The organism is Pseudomonas salmasensis (genome assembly GCF_014268375.2).
Taxonomy (GTDB): Bacteria; Pseudomonadota; Gammaproteobacteria; order Pseudomonadales; family Pseudomonadaceae; genus Aquipseudomonas; species Aquipseudomonas salmasensis.
Genome location: NZ_CP077083.1, coordinates 1,510,817 through 1,528,527 on the forward strand (window position 1 = coordinate 1,510,817; position 17,711 = coordinate 1,528,527).

The window sequence follows — 17,711 nt, forward strand, 5'->3', positions numbered from 1 at the left end:
GGCTTTTCTCTATCTGGCACGACCCGGGCTCGAATAGAAAAATAAGTAAAAGTTTTACAAAGACATTGTACAAAATATATAAAATTATATCCCTGAGGTTATCCTAATTAATCCGATACTTTATGGAAACTCCTGGATCACCATGAACACCGCAGTTGCGTGCATTCCGCTTACCGATTGGGGGCACGCAACCCGGTTCACAGATGCCGTGACACCCCATCCGTCAGATAGCCTCAGGTAAGTTCTGAGCCTTTTCCGGCGGCTTGATTGAGCCGATGTACACCGCGAAGATAGTCAGTAGCGCGCCAGCGATCTGTAGCGAGGAGCTTGCCTTGCCGAGAAAAGCGACGTCGATGAAGTAAGTGATCACCGGTTCGAGCAGCAGGATCAGTCCGGCCAACCCCAGGCTGAGGGCGCCGATCGAACGATTGACCAGCAGCCAACCGACGAATTGCACCAGTACCCCGTAAATCACCAGCATCACCAAGGTTTGTCCGTCCACGATGGCCAGGCTTTCCCCGGTCGCCAGCGCGTATACCAGCAATACCAGGGCTGCCCACAGACTCAAGTTGAGCATCTGCGCAATCTTGTCACCGCCACCATCAGGCAGCTGAGTATTGAGCTTCAGGAAGTACACGCAAATGGCATACGCCAGCCCCGACAGCACCCCATACACCACGCCTTTGATCCCGACTCCGCTGGTCATTTCCGGCAACAGCAAAAGGTACAGCCCGACGAAGGCCAGCGAGATGGAAATCAGGAAGTAGATCGAGGGCTTTTCTTTCAACAGGTACAGCCCCAGCAAGGTCATGAAGAACACCTGGCAGTTGGTCAGGATCGATCCGATGCCCGGGCCAACGATGTAGATGCTCTGATGCCACAGCACCAGGTCGATCGCCAGAAATACTCCGGCCAATGCAGTGTAGAGCTGGGCCTTGGCGCTTTTGAGTCGCACCGGCGTCTTGCGCACCTTGAGGAGCAGGAAGAACAGGATCGAGGCGATCAGCATCCGATAGAATCCGGCACCACCAGCGCCGATATGGGCGAAAGCCACCGCCAGTGCTGACAGGCTGAGCATCAGCCCGCCGATGGTCAGCTCGATGATTGCCCGGTTGTTATTAGTCGACATGGGAGACCTCATTGGTAAAGCGCAACGTATCTGTATCAGTGTCCGATTCGCTGGACGGGGGGCATTCCAGTACCTGCTGCATGGCCTCGAAAATGCTCGCCAGTCCGCTCTGCAGGGTGTCTGCATCGATGGTCAGGGCCGGCATCAACTTGAGCACCTGATCTTGCGGGCCGCAGCGCTCGATGATCAATCGGCGCGTAAAGCACGCGCGCGTGACCGCGGCGGTCAAGGACGCATCGTAGAACTCGATGCCATAAAACAGCCCGCGCCCACGCACCTGCTTGATATGCACAGCGAAGCGCTCGGTGACCTTGGCGAACCAGGTCTTTAGGAGCGTTTCATTGGCATGGATATGCTTGACCAGACGGTCGTCGCTCCAGAATTCCTGCAAGGTTTTGGTCGCTGCGACGAAGGCCAGGGTGTTGCCACGGAAGGTGCCGTTGTCTTCGCCGGGCGACCATTGATCCAGCTCTGGACGATGCAGCAGCAGGGCGAACGGCAGTCCGTAACCACTGAGGGATTTCGACAGGCAGACCATGTCCGGGGTGATACCGGACGGCTCGAAACTGAAGAAGGTCCCGGTGCGGCCGCAACCGGCCTGGATGTCATCGATGATCAGCAGGATGTCGTGCTCAGCCGTCAGTTTGCGCAAGCGCACCAGCCAGTCGGCGGACGCTACGTTGATTCCGCCTTCGCCCTGAATGGTTTCCAGAATCACCGCCGCCGGAAGATCCATGCCAGAGCTATTGTCGTTCAGCAAACGTTCGAAATACTCGACGGAATCCAGACCTGTTAGGTAACCGTCGTAGGGCATGCGGAACACATAGGGGTCGACGCCAGGTTGGCGATTATCGCGGTTGCCGGTCAGCCCCAGCGAGGTGTTCGACATCCCGTGAAAGCCATTGGTGAACGCTACGATGTGCTGCCGCCCGGTGACCTTGCGCGCCAGTTTGATGGCCGACTCCACCACGCTGGTGCCCGTGGGCGAGGTAAATTGCATTTTGTAAGACAGCGCCCGTGGCTCAAGAATGATCTTGCGCAAGTTGAAGAGAAACTCCTGCTTGGCCCGGCTGTGCATGTCCAGCGCCGCCTGGATCCCGTCACGCTGCAAGTAGTCGATTACCGCTGCCTTGACCGGTTTAGGGTTGTGACCATAGTTGACCGAGCCGGCGCAACTTAGAAAGTCGATGTAGGCCTGACCCTTGAGGTCGTACAGATAGCTGCCCTGAGCCTGGTCGAAGACCACGGGGAAACTGCGGCAATAACTTCGCGCCTGGGACTCGACCTCGGCAAATATACCCAACTCATCCATTCCTGAAATTTCCATTTACGGCCTACTCATATAAGGGGTCGAGGTGCGTGCGATCAAAGGCGACTCAGGCGATTTTTTCTGCGGCGTCTTCCAGCCCCAGTTGTTCGCTCAACGACGTGAAAATTTCCCGGGCCCGCAGCGACAACAGGCTGAAGGAGCCTGCATCGCCGTAGCCGTGGGACGACTCGCACAAACCGTTGAGGTAAAGCGCCGGTAAGTTGCAGCCTGCGCGCGCGGACAGGCGATAATCACGTCCGATGCGAATCACGCCCTGGGTATCACAGTCCAGGCTTTCGGCCAGGTCGCGCAGAATGGCGGGGAAACGTTCGTCTTGGGTGCCGGTGCCCAGGTTGCGGAATCCGGTAGCCAGCACGACAGCGTCCAACTCAGGCAGTTGTTCGGTGGTCCCGGCCTGGGTGTCCAGTAGCGTCAGCGAGTAGCTGTGGCCGGTGGCTGTGCAAGCCTGGATGTCACTGAAACTCTTGATGGTGGTTCTGTTTTTACCCTGCAACTTGTCTTCATACATGCCTACATACAACTCCGAGATCACGTCGGCGTCGGCAGCGGAGTAGTTGGTGTAATGCAAGTGGCGGTTGATGTTCTTCTTCGCTTCGGCGGAACTGTTGTAGTACTGGTCAACAAAGGACGGGAAGTACACATGCTCGCTGAACTGGCTGGTGTCCTTGAGGCGGAAACCGTAGCCGCGCTGGATGTTGATGATCTCGAGGTGTGGGTAGCTATGGCGCAGGTGCAGCATGATCTCGATCGCACTCTGGCTGCCGCCTACTACCGCGACCCGCTTCAACTCGCGCTGTTGCGCTAGTTGCGCCAACCGCCCGAGGTACTGGGTCAAATGGAAAACCTGATCGGCGGCGCAGTCGGTGAATGCCTGCGGGATCACGGGTGTCCGCCCGGGTGCGACGACCAGCGAGCGGGCAAAAAACTTGCTCCCGGTTTGCGTAGTCACGCAATACAGGTTGCTGACAGGGTCTGCCTGAATCGATGTCACGGCCTGGTTGTAAACCACGTCTTTGGCAAAGAAACCCGCGACCCAGCGCACGTACTCGGCGAATTCGCTGCGCAGCGGAAACTCCAAACCAAGATTGAGGTGCTCGAAAAGCCGATCATTTTCGAACAGGAAGTTGGTGAAGGTGTAGCGGCTGCGCGGGTTGCGTGGCGTCACCAGATCGCGGCTCGGATGATTCTGGATATCGCTGCCCGACAGCATCATCTGCGGTTGCCATTTCGTACTGCCCTGGCGCTCCAGGAACAGGCGTGTTCCCGCAAAGCCTAATTCTTCCAGGGCAATGGCCAAGGCGATGTTCGCGGGCCCAAAACCTATACCGATGACATCGTAGACTTGCCCGTCACGCCCTGAATCACTGGTATTAACGTTATGAACACTCACAGCTTTATCCCCATTTATTACAAAAGTCAGACTCGGCAAAGCAGAAAAGCCCCTGAGGTCTTTCCTGCATGCGGTCAACAAAAGTTGTTTGTCGTTATCTTTAATCGATATCGGTAGTGCTGTTCTTTAAACTTCTTGTGCCGCCAGCTTCAACCATTGTTGTACCGGTGCATACGCCAGGATGTTGTCGACATATCCCTGCAGTTGTGCCGGTATGGCAATACCATAACGACGGAAACGAAATACCACCGGAACAAACATGGCATCCACAATGCCGAAGTCGCCGCAGAGGAACTGCTTCGAACCGCTCAGCGCGCGCAGGTTGTTCCAGATATCGAACACGCGCATGACTTCTTCACGCGTCTGTGCGGTAAGCGTTTCAGGGGTATCACCGGTGTTCAGTCCGAACGACATCTGTGTGCGCAGGTGCGTGAAGCCGGAGTGCATCTCCGCCGCTGCGGCGCGCGCGAGTGCTTTGACCTGCGGGTCTTGGGGCCAGAGGTTGGTGCCAGGATAGGCGTCGGCAACGTATTCGCTGATGGCCAGGCTGTCGTTGATCACTATGCCATTGAGTAACAGTGCCGGGACTCGGCCAGAAGGCGAGTGTTCGAGGATTTGCTGGCGGGTGTCGCTCTGTTCCAGTTTCAGCTGAAGGGTTTCAAACGAAACGTCGGCTGTCACAAGAACCAGCCACGCACGAAATGACCATGACGACTTATTAAAATCCCCAATTACCAGTTTTGTAGACATCGCATCCCCTAGCTTGTTTTATGAAATAGGTGCTAAATTTAGCGACCTTTTTTTCATACGTATTGCACAAAACTGGACAATGGATGGACGGGATTCGCAGTGAAAAAGCCCCTCAAAAAGATAAGGATTTTGTTCAATTCTGGCGTATACCCGAAGGCGACTGCGAGTTGCTATCTGCGCGTTATAGCACCCAATCTTTCGGCCGACATTCACATGACAGATACGCTATCGGCGTTATAAGTAGCGGTGTTGAAAAGCTATTTTATCGCGGCAGTTACTACATGGGGGTCGCTGGCAGTGTGGTCACCATTACCCCTGGGGAGATCCACGACGGCTTGCCAGGCCACGACGAGGGCTGGATGTATCGAATGCTCTATATCGACCCCGAATGGGTCAATCGTGTGGTGTTTCAAGGGCGCTTTTCAAAGGATCATATTCACCTTTTTCAAACAGCTCTGAGCCAGGCCCCCGACTTCGCCCGGATCTTTTTGCATCAACATCAACTCATTGAAAAATCCCCACCCAGTCTTGAGCGGGAAACTATCCTTCTGGATCTGGTGACAGCGCTTTTCGAGCGCAGCGGAGCGCCCATCGAACCAGTCACTGCGGCTGAGCAACACGCCGTGCAAAAGATCAAGAAGAAGCTCGAAGACGAGTTCGATAAACATCTGTCGCTGGAAGAACTGGCGCAACTGGTGAACCTCGACCCTCTTTACCTGATCCGGGTGTTCAAAAAAAGCGTTGGCATCTCCCCTCACAGCTATCAAATCCAGAAAAGAATCGCCCAGGTCCAAAAACTGCTGCGCACCGGGTCCAGTCTCGCAGAAGCGTCATTCACTTGCGGCTTCTTCGATCAAAGCCACATGACCCGGGCCTTCAAAAAAGTAGTCGGCATTACACCGGGCAGTTTCCGTAACAGCAGTGCCTGAGCCTGTAAGTGCCATCTTGGATGTTGACCTTGCCGTAGTGCTCGGTCTCACTTTTTAAGCGCGTTAATTCGGCCAAAAAATGGCCTCGCGCAGCCGCATGCCGGTGGCTCACTTGCGCAGAAGTGCGCGGGTGGAGACTGCACTGGCTGACGAAACCGACGCCGCGAGATTCTGAGTCGGGTGAAGGCAGTGAAGCGATGACTGGGGCATGCCTGACTGTCAGTCAGGTGCACTCCATTGCGTGGGCTGCAGCACCATTATCTGTATCGCCGTTGCGGGTGACTTCGGTGTTTGTCACGCCGATTGTCATGAGGGGGATGCCGCAAAGCCTTGTAAGAGTAATTACAGCGATAGACTTACAGAACACCAGTCTTAAACTAAGGCGGAGCCACAGGCAAACCGGATCAATTTGGCTGTCATTAACTCCCCCCAAACGGGTCCAGAACGCGCAGCTCACTAGATGCCGCACGTTTCCTACAATATTCCAAGAAATGTCTGACTGGATCGCCATAACGTTTAAGTCGATTATCTGGACTGGTTCGCTGTCGTAGACAGCAGTTGCCTAGGTGACATGGATCTTGAAGGTCACCACGCTATCCGCGTTGATCAGCTGTAGTTCGCAAAGCATTCGGTAGCGCGAACAGTCGTCGACATTCTCGCCGATCGGATGCAAAACCCTCACTGTGACGGGAACCTGCCGTCAGGTGGGGTCTTTACGTCACTTGCCAATCGCAGGAGACATGATGAAAATATCGCTTGCCTTATATGACGCGCTGACATCCATCAGTGTGCCAAATAACAAAGCTAAAGCTGTTGTAGATGCATGGGAGGACGATGTGAAAGATTTCGCTTCAATATCCGACTTAGAGCGTACCGAGTCGCACCTTCAGGGTTCGATCACTGCATTACGTACTGACCTCACCGCCTTGATTAAGGAGCAAGGCGCGGATTTGCGAACACTGGTCGAACGCCAAGCCAGTCAATTTCAAAGCTCAGTGTCAAAACTAGAATCAAACATAACGGTGCTTCGTTGGCAATTCTGGCTCCTGGTTCTCTGTTTTGGCTTCCCCATTTTGAAGAGCCTTTACGAGGTTTACGGGAAAGTCGTCACATCTTGATCCATCGCGACACCCTCAGCCATCACTAACCAACCTGTGGTCTATTAGCTCTAAGGCATCGGCCATGTCTGTGTCCTGATACATACCTATTCAGCCCATGCGGGTAACACTCCCCGTACGGGCGACGTGTCTCTCCGTTTTGGGCTTTTTTCGGAGAGACACATGAAACTCGAAAAGCTCACCCCGCTGCAAACTCAACGGTTCAAACTGCCCGTCGTCTTCACAGAGTGCGCTTGGTACGAAGCTGCCTACCTAGAGCAACCTGCGAGCTTCGGCGACTTGGGCAGCCGCTTAGGCGACACCCTCGAAGCTGCCTATACATGCCTCTTCCCCCCGTGTCGACAAGGATCAAATCGAAATCCTGAGCGAACGCCGGTATCAAATTCTTGAGGCGAAAGCGTCCATCAGCAGCATGAAGCAACAAACTTCCAAGCTGATTTATCGGATCATTGGAATGGATCAGTGAGAGATTAGGGATGCAGGTCTTGGAAATGACCTGTAAGCGTTTGGATTGCTGGGTCAAATCCCAAGCAAAAAAAAGCCTGCATCTCTGCAGGCTTTTCTCTATCTGGCTCCACGACCTGGACTCGAACCAGGGACCCAATGATTAACAGTCATTTGCTCTACCAACTGAGCTATCGCGGAATGCGCCGTATGTTACTGATTAAAAAGAAGAAGTCAAGCATCCTCTGACACTTTCCGTAAATCGCCCCCCTGCTCGCTTGAATACGACGGTTCCCTGGCCAGCTCCAACCAGGCTCGCGCTGCCGGTGGCAGGTGGGCGCTGGCGCGCCAGGCCAGGGCGATGTGCCAATCGGTGTGGGGTTCGTCCAGGGGGATCAAGGCGATGCCGGGGTGTTGGTGTTTGTGCGCCAGCATCCGGGGCAGGAAGGCGACGCCCAGCCCAGCGGCGACCAGGTCGACGATAAAATCTATCTGCCCGCTGCGGGCGGTGACTTTGGGGGTCACGCCTTTACGCTCGCACGCGCTGAGGATCTTGGCATTGAGGGCAAAGCCGGCCTCGAACAGGATAAACGGTGAGTCGGCCAGATCGGTAAAGTCGATGCGTTCGCGCTGGGCCAGTGAGTGGCCTATGGGCAACACGGCAATCAATGGCTCGTTGCGCACCGGTTGGTAGTCGAAGCCTTCATCAACCGGTAGCAGCAAGGCGGCGAGGTCCACCTCCCCTGCTTCCAGGCATTCGCGCAGCCTTTTACTGCCGTATTCGGTCAGTTCGATGTCGATGCCCGGGTAGCGGCTGCGGTAAGTGGCAAACATGGCCGCGAACAGTACGCCGCACCCTACCGGCGGCAGGCCGATGCGTAGCACGCCGCGCTTGAGGCCGCGCAGGTCGTTGATTTCAGCCATCAGGTCGGTGCGTTCGGCGAGCATTACCAAGGCGCGGCGGTAGGCAATTTCGCCGGCGGCGGTGAGTTCGTTCTTGTGGCCGAGACGATTGAGCAGTGGCATGCCCAACTCGTCCTCAAGGGTCTTGACCGCTTTGCTGACGGTGGACTGGGTCAGGGCAACCACTTCGGCTGCCTGGGAGAACCCGCCCTGGCGCACCACTTCGACAAACGCACGCAAGGTTCGCAGGTTCATCAGTATTCCTTTTGCGACTGGATGGAAGTGATAAAAGTTGTTTTCATCATGGCATAACTTTGCTTAGGGTGTAGCACTTTGCCCTGTGGAGACACCGTCGATGATCATCTCGTCCGCTTCCGACTACCGCGCTGCGGCCAAGCGCAAGTTGCCGCGCTTTCTGTTCGATTACATCGACGGCGGCGCCTACGCCGAGCACACGCTGCGCGCCAACAGTTCGGACCTGGCCGAGATCAGCCTGCGTCAACGCATCCTGCGCAATGTCGACGACCTGAGTCTTACCACCCAGCTGTTCGGCACCGAACTGGCGATGCCGGTGATCCTCAGCCCGGTCGGCCTGACCGGCATGTACGCGCGACGCGGTGAAGTGCAGGCGGCCAAGGCGGCGGCCAATAAACATATCCCCTTTTGCCTGTCGACGGTGTCGGTGTGTTCGATTGAGGAAGTGGCTTCGCAGAGCCCGCAGTCGATCTGGTTCCAGCTGTATGTGCTCAAGGATCGCGGTTTTATGCGCAATGCTCTGGAACGGGCGCAGGCCGCCGGGGTGACTACCTTGGTGTTCACCGTTGACATGCCGACACCGGGCGCACGCTACCGTGACGCGCACTCGGGCATGTCCGGCCCCTATGCGGCGCAGCGGCGCATGTTGCAGGCGGTAACCAAGCCGCAATGGGCCTTCGATGTGGGCTTGATGGGCCGCCCCCACGACCTGGGCAATATCTCCAAATACCTGGGCAAACCCACCCACCTTGAGGACTACATTGGCTGGCTGGCCAACAACTTCGACCCGTCGATCAGTTGGAAAGACCTGGAGTGGATCCGCGAGTTCTGGAAAGGCCCGATGATCATCAAGGGCATCCTCGACCCGCAGGATGCCAAGGACGCGGTGAGTTTCGGGGCCGACGGCATCGTGGTCTCCAACCATGGCGGCCGCCAGCTCGACGGGGTGCTCTCCACGGCCAAGGCGTTGCCGCCGATTGCCGAAGCGGTGGGCGATGACCTGACCGTGCTGGTGGACTCGGGCATTCGCTCCGGGCTCGACGTGGTGCGCATGCTCGCCCTGGGTGCCAAGGCGTGTTTGCTGGGGCGCGCTACCGCCTACGCGCTGGCCGCCGAGGGCCAGCATGGGGTGGAGAACCTGCTGGACATCTTTGCCAAGGAAATGCGCGTGGCCATGACCCTGACCGGGGTCACCTCCATCGCGCAAATCGACCGTACCACCCTGGTCTAGTGGTGATGGGTGCGATGTACTTTGTTCACGAATAACCGAAGCGTTGTTTATTTGCGACAAACAACTCGCCCCACCGAAACAGTAAGGTTAACCGGGCCGGCAGTAACGCCGGCCCAAATCAGCCAAATAACTGGCGCCATGCTTTAACGGACTTTTCTTACTTAAAAATTAGTTAATTGATTTATAAGGATTTTCACCATCCAAATACACTTGGCATGAATCTCGCTCTAGTACTGTTCAAGCAGGTTCGGCGATGACAAGACGTGCGGCAGTGCCCCGGGGTTATAACCCAAGGAAAAGCGGTTTAAACTGTTTCCAATGTTTTACGGAACTGACGGATCAGTAAGACGCTTGGCACTCGCCACTCTCATCCCGCCTGTAAGACAGCCCAGTGCTTAGAGGCCACCCGCTTATGAAAACCCCCACCCAGACCAACGCAATTGACTTTGACAGTGCCAAATTGCAACGCCTGGGATTTGGCCAGCCATCCTTACGTCCACGCCGCCCCGCCACCCTCGCCGAACTTCGCCAGCAACTGAACCAGCAGTTGCAGACCAGCCTGGAGCCGGAGCGCATCCTGGGCCTGTTCTTTCGTGAGGTTCAGCGCCTGGTGCCGCTGGACGCGTTGCAATACCGTCACGCCGCGAGCGACCTGCGTCTGGAGTTTGGCCACCGGGGTCATCACTCCGTCAGCTACACCCTGAGCCATGAAGGCGAGCATCTGGGGGAACTGGTCTTTCGTCGCAACCAGCGGTTGCTTGAAGAGGAACTGAGCCAGCTTGAACTGCTGCTGGTGACCTTGCCTTATCCGATGCGCAACGCCCTGCTCTACCGCGCCGCCACCCGCAGCGCCCTGCGTGACCCGTTGACCGAAACCGGCAACCGTGTGGCCATGGACCAGACGCTGCAGCGAGAAATCGACATGGCACGCCGGCACCTGCACCCGCTGTCGTTGTTGATGCTGGATATCGACCACTTCAAGAAAATCAACGACACCCATGGGCATGCTGCCGGTGACAATGTCCTGCGCGCCGTGGCCGGGGCGATCAAACGCCAGCTGCGCAACGTGGACATGGTGTTCCGGTTTGGTGGGGAAGAGTTTTTGATCCTGCTCTCCAACACCGGGCGCGATGCCGCGCGGATGGTGGGAGAGCGCCTGCGCCAGGCGGCACAAGCCCAGGACTACTGGGTGGAGGGCACGCGAATCGAACTGACCGTGAGCCTCGGTTGCTCGACATTGCTGGCGGCAGAATCGGCTGAAAGCCTGCTGCGTCGGGCCGACAATGCGTTGTATGTAGCCAAGCGCGAAGGTCGTAACCGCTTGGCTATGGCGGGGTAAGGTCAGTTGTGGAGAGGGAGCTTGTCCCTCTCCACAGTTACCGCTACGCCTCGCTGGCGATGCGCACAGGGCGCTCGCGAACGGCTGGCGCCTTGTCTTTCTCCGCATTCTCTAGACGCATGCAGCTTTCCAGGAACAAGTGCATGTAGTCGTAGCTCTTGCACACCGCCTGGCGCAACTCTTCCTGCAAGACCTTGCTCGGGTTGGTCCCGGCCAGGGTGCAGATGATTTCCAAGGCTTCCCAAGGGTGGGCATCGTCGTACTGGGCGTGCATCTTCAGCCACTTCATCGCCCGCTTGCGATCTTCCTCCGGGAAGGCGGCGGCATACACACCGGTAGAGCAGACCACGGCGGACCACTCCCCCGTCGCCCCCTCGATCGCGTAGTTGGTGGCGGCAATCGCGACGATCAACGCATCCGCCGAGCTGGTGTGCCAGCACCAATGGCTCAGGGCGTGCAACTCGGGCGGCACCTCCTGCGCTTGCAGTTCTTCAAGGCTGACGCCGTGAGCCCGCGCCCAATTGACCCAGTAGTCGGCATGGTTGAGCTCCACACGAATGTTGCGCATCAGCCAACGGCGCGCCATATCCTCCCCTGGATGGCGGGCAAACTTGGTCTTGGTCAGGTTCTGCGCCATGTACAAGGCAAACTGTTCCACCACCGGCCAACCACCAATGAGGTAGTGGCGCATGGTCTTGGCGCTGAGGGCGTTGTCACGCATGCGCTGATACAGTTCGTGCTCGACAACCCGACGCTTGCTCTCGCTACAGTCCTGGATCAGTTGCTGCGCCCAGGCGGGGTAACTCGAGGCTTCCATAAGCGGGCCGGTTCTGTTGAAGGTGTCGATCACTGTGGGGCTCCTTTTCAAGTGTGATTGTACAGACCAGCAAATGTTTCAGCGGAAAGTGCCGGGCGCCTTGAATAACAGTGGCTGCGGCCGCTCAGGGCGGCACTGCAGGCTATCAAAGGTAAACAATTGCGGGCGTTCAATCAGGTAGCCCTGAGCGTAATCCACACCTATCTCAAGTAAAGCCTGTTCGATCTGCGGTGTTTCAACAAACTCGGCAATTGTGCGCTTACCCATGACGTGGCCGATGTGGTTGATCACTTCGACCATGGCGCGGTTAATCGGGTCGTCCAGCATATCCTTTACGAAACTTCCATCGATCTTCAGGAAGTCTACAGGTAAATGTTTCAAATATGCGAATGAGGACATTCCGGCGCAAAAGTCATCGAGGGAAAAATGGCAGCCTAACGCTTTGAGTTCATTAATAAATCGAATCGCGCTGCCCAAATTGGCGATAGCGCTGGTTTCAGTTATTTCAAAACAAATCATTTCCGGTGGAATGTTGTAAGTATCGAATTTCTGACGTAAAAATCCTAAAAAGTCATCGTCGCCAATGGTTATTCCTGACAGATTAATCGCACACATGGCCATGGGTCGGCCCGGACGCTCATGCATGCAGCGGGCGATAATCTTGAATACGTTTTCCACTACCCAACGGTCCAGGGACGTCATTAAACCGTAACGCTCGGCCGCCGGAATAAAACTGTTGGGCAAAATGATCCGCCCCGCTTCGTCATGCAGGCGCAAGAGAATTTCGATGTGCCCATTGCCGGCGTCGGTAGTGCCCAACGGCGCAATTTCCTGGGCGTAGAGGCAAAAGCGGTCTTCCTCAAGGGCGATATGCAGCCGCTGCACCCAGGCCATCTCGCCAAACCGCAGAGACAATTCCGAGTCATCGACGTGGTAGACCTGCACGCGGTTGCGCCCTTTTTCCTTGGCCATATAGCACGCCATGTCGGCGGCACGCAGGGAGGTTTCCAGGGTGGTCGGGGTTTGCGTGATATGCACCAGGCCGATGCTGACGGTGGTCATGAAGGGCCGCCCCTTCCAAACGAAGTGCAAGCTCTGCACGGTATGGCGCAGGCTCTCGGCGATTTTTTCCGCCACCGGCGCCGGGCAGTTTTCCAGCAGGATGCCAAACTCGTCGCCGCCCAACCGAGCCAGGGTGTCGCCCTCGCGCAGGTCCGACTGCAACAACGCGCAGATGTGGCGCAGCAGCTCATCACCCGCCGCGTGGCCACAGGTGTCATTGACCAGCTTGAATTGGTCGAGGTCGAGGAACATCAAGGCATGGCGCCCACTTTGCTGGCGCGCGACCTGTTGCAGCACCTGTTCAAGGCGGAACTCGAACTCGCGACGGTTGGCCAGGCCGGTCAAGGCGTCGTGGGTGGCCTGCCAGGAAAGGTTGGCGATGTACTGGCGTTCCTGGGTCATGTCGTGCAGCACCAGCACCGCACCGCTGATCTTGCCGGCGCTGCGGATCGGCGCGCCCACCAGAGTGACCGAGACCGTGCTGCCGTCCAGGCGCTGGATCAGCTTGGAATGCTCGCTGCCGCCGCTGAACTGGCCCTTGACGATGTGTTCAATCAGGGTGAAGCCGTCGGGCTCGGCGTTTTCATCCAATAGCTTGAACAGCGCCGCCAGCGGCAGGCCCTGGGCCTGCTCCGAGCGCCAGTGGGTCAAGGCTTCGGCTGCAGGGTTCATGTAGGCAATAGCCCCGTCGACGTCGGTGGTAATCACCCCGTCGCCAATCGACTCCAACGTGATCTGCGCCCGCTCCTTCTCCGCTTGCAGCGCATCGGCAAAGGCATGACGCTGGGCCAGCAACTTGTGGGTGCGCAGCAACGCCAACACGATCAGGCCCAGGGCGGTCGCCAGGTTGGTGATCAACAACAGGCGCAGGATCATCCGCGAACCTTCGCCCAGGGCATCGCTGAACGCCTTGGCGGCGGGCGTCACCCCTTCATTGATGGCCGTGATGCGCGCCTTCCAACTATGGACATCGTCATCGCTGACGTAGCCGGAGGTAATGGCGCCGTGCATCTCCTGGGCCAGCTCATCCAACTGCACCAGATAGCCGTCACCCACTGTCCACAGCTCAATGGCTTTTTCCAGGTAACTGAAATGGCGGAAGTTGAGGTACAGCCAGATCAGGCTGGAAACGTCGTCCGGATGATTGCCGCCCTTGAGAATCCCCAGGCGGGCGGCCTCCATGTCGGGATTGGGACGGTCCAGGGCAATGCGCAATTCATGCCCGCCCTGGGGCACGGCAATGGCCTGCTGGTATTTGAGGTAGGTGGCGTCGTTGCGGTTATCGGCGTAGAGGGTCAGGTAGTAAATGGCATCTTTCTGGCCCTTGGACCACAGGCTTTCGCCCGCCACATAGCCCCGCACTGCCGAAAGCACGTAGAGACTGACGCAGCCTAACAATGCCTGGAACAACACGACGGCGATAAAGGGCCAGACAATACCCAACAGGCGTGGCGTTCCGAGAGTCCGCTTTTGCTTCATGAAGTCCCTTACACATGCACAGCTTAATACGCACGCGAAAATCCGCTCCCGATAGCACAGCCTAAGCTAAATCAACGTACTTGTTGCAAGTGTCCGTACAGTTTGGCGTACAACCCGCCATCGGCAATCAACTGCTGATGGTCGCCGTCCTCGGCAATGTGCCCGCCATCGAACACCAGCACTCGGTCAGCCTGCTTCACCGCAGACAGCCGGTGGGCGATGATCAGTGTAGTACGCCCGCTGAGAAACCGCGCCAGTGCCTGGTGCAGGTTGTACTCGGTGGCCGCGTCCAATGCAGACGTGGCCTCGTCCAGAATCACCACTTTAGGCTCGGCGAGCACCATGCGGGCAATGGCCAGGCGTTGGCGCTGACCACCGGAGAAGCGCACGCCCGAGCGCCCGACCACGCTGTCCAGGCCCAAGGGCAGTGCCTTGACAGTAGCATCCAGTTGGGCGATTTCCAGCGCCTGCCAGCAGGCTTGATCGGTGCGGGTACGGCCCATGGTCAGGTTGGCGCGCACGGTGTCGTTGAACAGCGCCGGGTGTTGCAGCACCACCGCGACGTTCTCGCGGATGGTTTCCAGGCCGATCTCCTGCTGGGTGGCAGCGCCAAAACGAATACTGCCGGCCTGGGGCGTATAGAGCCCCAACAACAGTTGCACCAGGGTGCTTTTACCGCCGCCGCTGGCGCCGACAATCGCCACCTTCTCACCCGGTGCGATGGCCAGGTTCAACTGATTGAGCACTAGGTCTTCGCCGTAGCCAAAGTCGAGGCCACGCACTTCGATGCCGACCGTTTCGCGCCCGCTAAACGGGTCTGCGCCGCCTGGGTATTGCGGCTCATCGGCACGCGCCAGCAGCTCGTTGATGCGCGACAGCGCACCGCCCGCCGCGTAATAGGCGTATTGCAGGTTCAGCAGTTGCTCCACCGGGCCAATCATGAACCACAGGTAACTGAACACCGCGAGCATCTGGCCGATGGACAGGTCGGAAAACAACACGGTGAGCATGGCCGCGGCGCGGAAGATGTCGATGCCGAACTGGAACAGCAAGCCACTGGCGCGGCTCGATGCGTCGGTTTTCCACTGGGAATGAATCGCGTAGTCACGCACTTCCTGGGCACGTTGGCCCAGGCGCCCGAGGAAAAAGCCCTGGCGGTTGCCGGCGCGCACTTCCTGGATGGCATCCAGGGTTTCGGTCAGCGCCTGGGTAAAGCGTGAGGTGCTGTCGTTTTCCAGCTTCTTGAGGTGCTTGACGCGCTTGCCCAACTGCACCGTGGCGTAGATCACCAACGGGTTGAACAACAGGATCAACAACGCCAGTTGCCAATGCATCCACACCAGGATTGCCGAGGTGCCGACCAGGGTCAGCATCGCCACCAGGAAACGGCTGAGGGTTTCACCGACGAATTTGTCCAGGGTGTCCAGGTCGGTCACCAGGTGGGTGGTGACCGTACCGCTGCCCAGGCTTTCGTACTCACCCAGGGAGATACGCTTGAGGCGTTCGATCAGGCGCACGCGGATGCGGTACACGATGTCCTTGGCCAAGCGCGCAAACAGCCGCGCCTGCACCACGTTGAACACCAGCGCGCCGCAGCGCAGGGCCAGGGTGACCATGAGCATCAGGCCGATATAGCCAGCAGCTTTTTGCCAACCCAGGGGCAGCGCGAGGTTCATCACCTTGAGGGCCGCATCGCCATGGCCCAGCAGCACTTCGTCCACCAGCAACGGCAACAACAGCGGGATAGGCACGCTGCACAGGGTGGCGAGCACGGCGACACCGTTGGCGACCCACAGGGATTTCTTGTGACGCAGGGCCAGGCGGCGAATTTCCGCCCAGGTCAGGCGGTCGGTGCGTGGAGGCTGTTCATACACAGGCAGCTCGCTCCAGCCATCGACCCAGTAACGGCGACAGCTCGGACAGCGGCTGGTAACCATTGGTCAGCAAGGCCAACTGGCCGTTGCGCTCGGCCAGCAGGGTCGGGAACCCGGCAATGCCCAGGTCCTGCACCCAGGTAAAATCAGCCGCCGTGGCCGCGTGCTGATTGGCACGGTCGAACTCGCCGGCAAACTCGATGCGTGGAATCCCAGCCTGCTCGGCCAGTTCCACCAGCACAGGAGCCAGGGTCACGTCCCGGCCTTCGACGTAGAACGCGCGCTGGATCAGCCCCAGCAGCTTCCAGGCGCAATCCGGCGCCAGGCTGCGTGCGGTGACGATCGCGCGGCACGCAGGCTCGGTGTCGTAGACAAAGCCGTCGGGCAACGCGCCTTCTCGCTTGAACGGCTGGCCGGTGGCGTCGGTGACGGCCTGCCAGTGTTCAAGGATATAACGCCGGGTAGTCGGCTCCAGCGCAGCGCCGCTGCCGGTGCGCAAGCCGCCCACCACCAGGTGCACGTCCACGCCGGCCGCCTGGGCCTGCTCCACCAGCGCTTGTGCCACCGGGGCAAAGCCCCAGCACCAGGAACACATCGGGTCCATTACATAGAGCAGGCGCGCAGACATGGCTCAGGCCTCGGAAGGGGTTTGCTTGTAGTTGTAACCAATCGGGTGCGGCATGTTGCGGGCCTTGGCCAGTTCGATCTGCTTCTGGCGGTCGATTGCGCTGCGACGGGTCTTCTCCGGCAGCTTATCCCAGCAATGGGGGCAACTGATGCCCGCCACGTAATGCTCGGAGGCGCGGTCTTCTACGCTCACGGGTGTGCGGCAGGCATGACATTGATCGTAGTCGCCTTCGCTCAAGTCGTGGCGCACGGTCACGCGATTGTCGAACACAAAGCAGTCGCCCTGCCATTTGGTTTCTTCCTGGGGCACCTCTTCGAGGTACTTCAGGATACCGCCCTTGAGGTGGTAGACCTCATCGAAGCCTTCGCTGAGCATGTAGCTCGACGCCTTCTCACAGCGAATGCCGCCAGTGCAGAACATGGCGACCTTCTTGTGCTTGGCCGGGTCGAAGTTGGCTTTGATGTAGTCGGGAAATTCGCGAAAACTGGTGGTTTTCGGGTCGATTGCGCCTTCAAAGGTGCCAATGGACACTTCGTAGTCGTTACGGGTGTCGATCAACAGCACTTCCGGGTCGCTGATCAACGCATTCCAATCCTGCGGGTCGACATAGGTACCGACTTTTTTATTCGGGTCGACGCCTTCGACGCCCAGGGTCACGATCTCTTTCTTGAGCTTGACCTTGGTGCGATAGAACGGCTGGTCATCGCAGTAGGATTCCTTGTGGTCGATGTCGACCATGCGCGGGTCTTTTTTCAGCCAGGCCATCAGGCCGTCAATGCCTTCGCGGCTGCCGGAAACGGTGCCGTTGATGCCTTCTTCGGCGATCAGCAAGGTGCCTTTGATGCCGTTATCGACCATCGCCTGCAGCAGAGGCTCGCGCAGGGCGACGTAATCTTCGAGGGTGACGAACTTATACAGTGCCGCCACGACAATCGGTTGAGTCATGGGTGTTCTCTCCAGGTGGCTACCCTCGTAAGGGGTGAACCGGATGCAAAAAAAACGCGCCGGCTAAGCGGCGCGTTGCGGATTCTAT

Annotated in this window: 14 protein-coding genes, 1 tRNA gene and 1 pseudogene; 4 read left to right on the top strand and 12 right to left on the bottom strand. The window is 58.0% G+C overall.

Translation table 11 applies throughout. The features are described 5' to 3' along the window. Positions 1–223 precede the first annotated feature (223 nt). The 4 genes from HU731_RS06570 to HU731_RS06585 all read right to left on the bottom strand — a co-directional run bounded on the left by HU731_RS06570 (position 224) and on the right by HU731_RS06585 (position 4,599). Complete coding sequence (locus HU731_RS06570; protein ID WP_032896059.1) at positions 224–1,129, bottom strand: DMT family transporter; 906 nt, start codon at positions 1,127–1,129, stop codon at positions 224–226. Continuing rightward, a complete protein-coding gene (gene ectB / locus HU731_RS06575) occupies positions 1,119–2,441 on the bottom strand; it encodes a diaminobutyrate--2-oxoglutarate transaminase (RefSeq protein WP_186606776.1) in 1,323 nt (440 codons plus the stop codon). Before ectB ends, HU731_RS06570 begins: the two co-directional genes overlap by 11 nt. A gap of 64 nt (positions 2,442–2,505) precedes the next feature. Beyond that, positions 2,506–3,849 (bottom strand): SidA/IucD/PvdA family monooxygenase, encoded by a 1,344-nt coding sequence (locus tag HU731_RS06580; RefSeq protein ID WP_186606777.1) that lies wholly within the window; start codon positions 3,847–3,849, stop codon positions 2,506–2,508. Positions 3,850–3,975: 126 nt separating this feature from the next. Then, positions 3,976–4,599, bottom strand: coding sequence for a glutathione S-transferase family protein (locus HU731_RS06585; RefSeq protein ID WP_186606778.1), 624 nt, complete (start codon positions 4,597–4,599; stop codon positions 3,976–3,978). Positions 4,600–4,682: 83 nt separating this feature from the next. On the opposite strand from HU731_RS06585, the gene HU731_RS06590 reads away from it, so the two are divergent. After that, positions 4,683–5,528 (top strand): helix-turn-helix domain-containing protein, encoded by an 846-nt coding sequence (locus tag HU731_RS06590; RefSeq protein ID WP_186606779.1) that lies wholly within the window; start codon positions 4,683–4,685, stop codon positions 5,526–5,528. Positions 5,529–6,271: 743 nt separating this feature from the next. Next, entirely contained in the window at positions 6,272–6,646 is a 375-nt protein-coding gene (locus tag HU731_RS06595; RefSeq protein WP_044274447.1) for a hypothetical protein, read from the top strand. Between the two features lie 328 nt (positions 6,647–6,974). Here the strand turns inward: HU731_RS06595 and HU731_RS28320 are convergent. The 3 genes and pseudogenes from HU731_RS28320 to HU731_RS06605 form a co-directional block, all read right to left on the bottom strand. Then, a pseudogene (locus HU731_RS28320) lies at positions 6,975–7,145 on the bottom strand (ParA family protein); the annotation flags it as partial. A 70-nt stretch (positions 7,146–7,215) separates the two neighbouring features. Beyond that, positions 7,216–7,291: transfer RNA gene (locus HU731_RS06600), tRNA-Asn, on the bottom strand. Between the two features lie 33 nt (positions 7,292–7,324). Further along, positions 7,325–8,248: a LysR family transcriptional regulator gene (locus HU731_RS06605; protein WP_186606780.1), complete on the bottom strand. Its 924-nt coding sequence runs from the start codon at positions 8,246–8,248 to the stop codon at positions 7,325–7,327. 100 nt (positions 8,249–8,348) lie between these two features. On the opposite strand from HU731_RS06605, the gene lldD reads away from it, so the two are divergent. Continuing rightward, complete coding sequence (gene lldD, locus HU731_RS06610; protein ID WP_003192725.1) at positions 8,349–9,479, top strand: FMN-dependent L-lactate dehydrogenase LldD; 1,131 nt, start codon at positions 8,349–8,351, stop codon at positions 9,477–9,479. A gap of 412 nt (positions 9,480–9,891) precedes the next feature. Then, positions 9,892–10,818 carry a GGDEF domain-containing protein gene (locus tag HU731_RS06615; RefSeq protein ID WP_186606781.1) on the top strand — a complete coding sequence of 309 codons (927 nt, stop codon included), beginning with the start codon at positions 9,892–9,894 and terminating at the stop codon, positions 10,816–10,818. A gap of 43 nt (positions 10,819–10,861) precedes the next feature. Here HU731_RS06615 and HU731_RS06620 read toward each other — a convergent pair whose 3' ends face one another. From HU731_RS06620 to trhO, 5 genes are all read right to left on the bottom strand, one after another. Further along, entirely contained in the window at positions 10,862–11,635 is a 774-nt protein-coding gene (locus tag HU731_RS06620) for an iron-containing redox enzyme family protein (RefSeq protein WP_189661118.1), read from the bottom strand. Between the two features lie 78 nt (positions 11,636–11,713). After that, entirely contained in the window at positions 11,714–14,176 is a 2,463-nt protein-coding gene (locus tag HU731_RS06625; RefSeq protein ID WP_186606783.1) for an EAL domain-containing protein, read from the bottom strand. Positions 14,177–14,247: 71 nt separating this feature from the next. Then, a complete protein-coding gene (locus HU731_RS06630; protein ID WP_186606784.1) occupies positions 14,248–16,050 on the bottom strand; it encodes an ABC transporter ATP-binding protein in 1,803 nt (600 codons plus the stop codon). Continuing rightward, positions 16,043–16,678, bottom strand: coding sequence for a DsbA family protein (locus HU731_RS06635; RefSeq protein ID WP_186606785.1), 636 nt, complete (start codon positions 16,676–16,678; stop codon positions 16,043–16,045). Before HU731_RS06635 ends, HU731_RS06630 begins: the two co-directional genes overlap by 8 nt. 3 nt (positions 16,679–16,681) lie before the next feature. Next, positions 16,682–17,623, bottom strand: a complete 942-nt coding sequence (gene trhO, locus HU731_RS06640) for an oxygen-dependent tRNA uridine(34) hydroxylase TrhO (protein ID WP_014719256.1) — start codon at positions 17,621–17,623, stop codon at positions 16,682–16,684. Between the last annotated feature and the right edge of the window lie 88 nt (positions 17,624–17,711).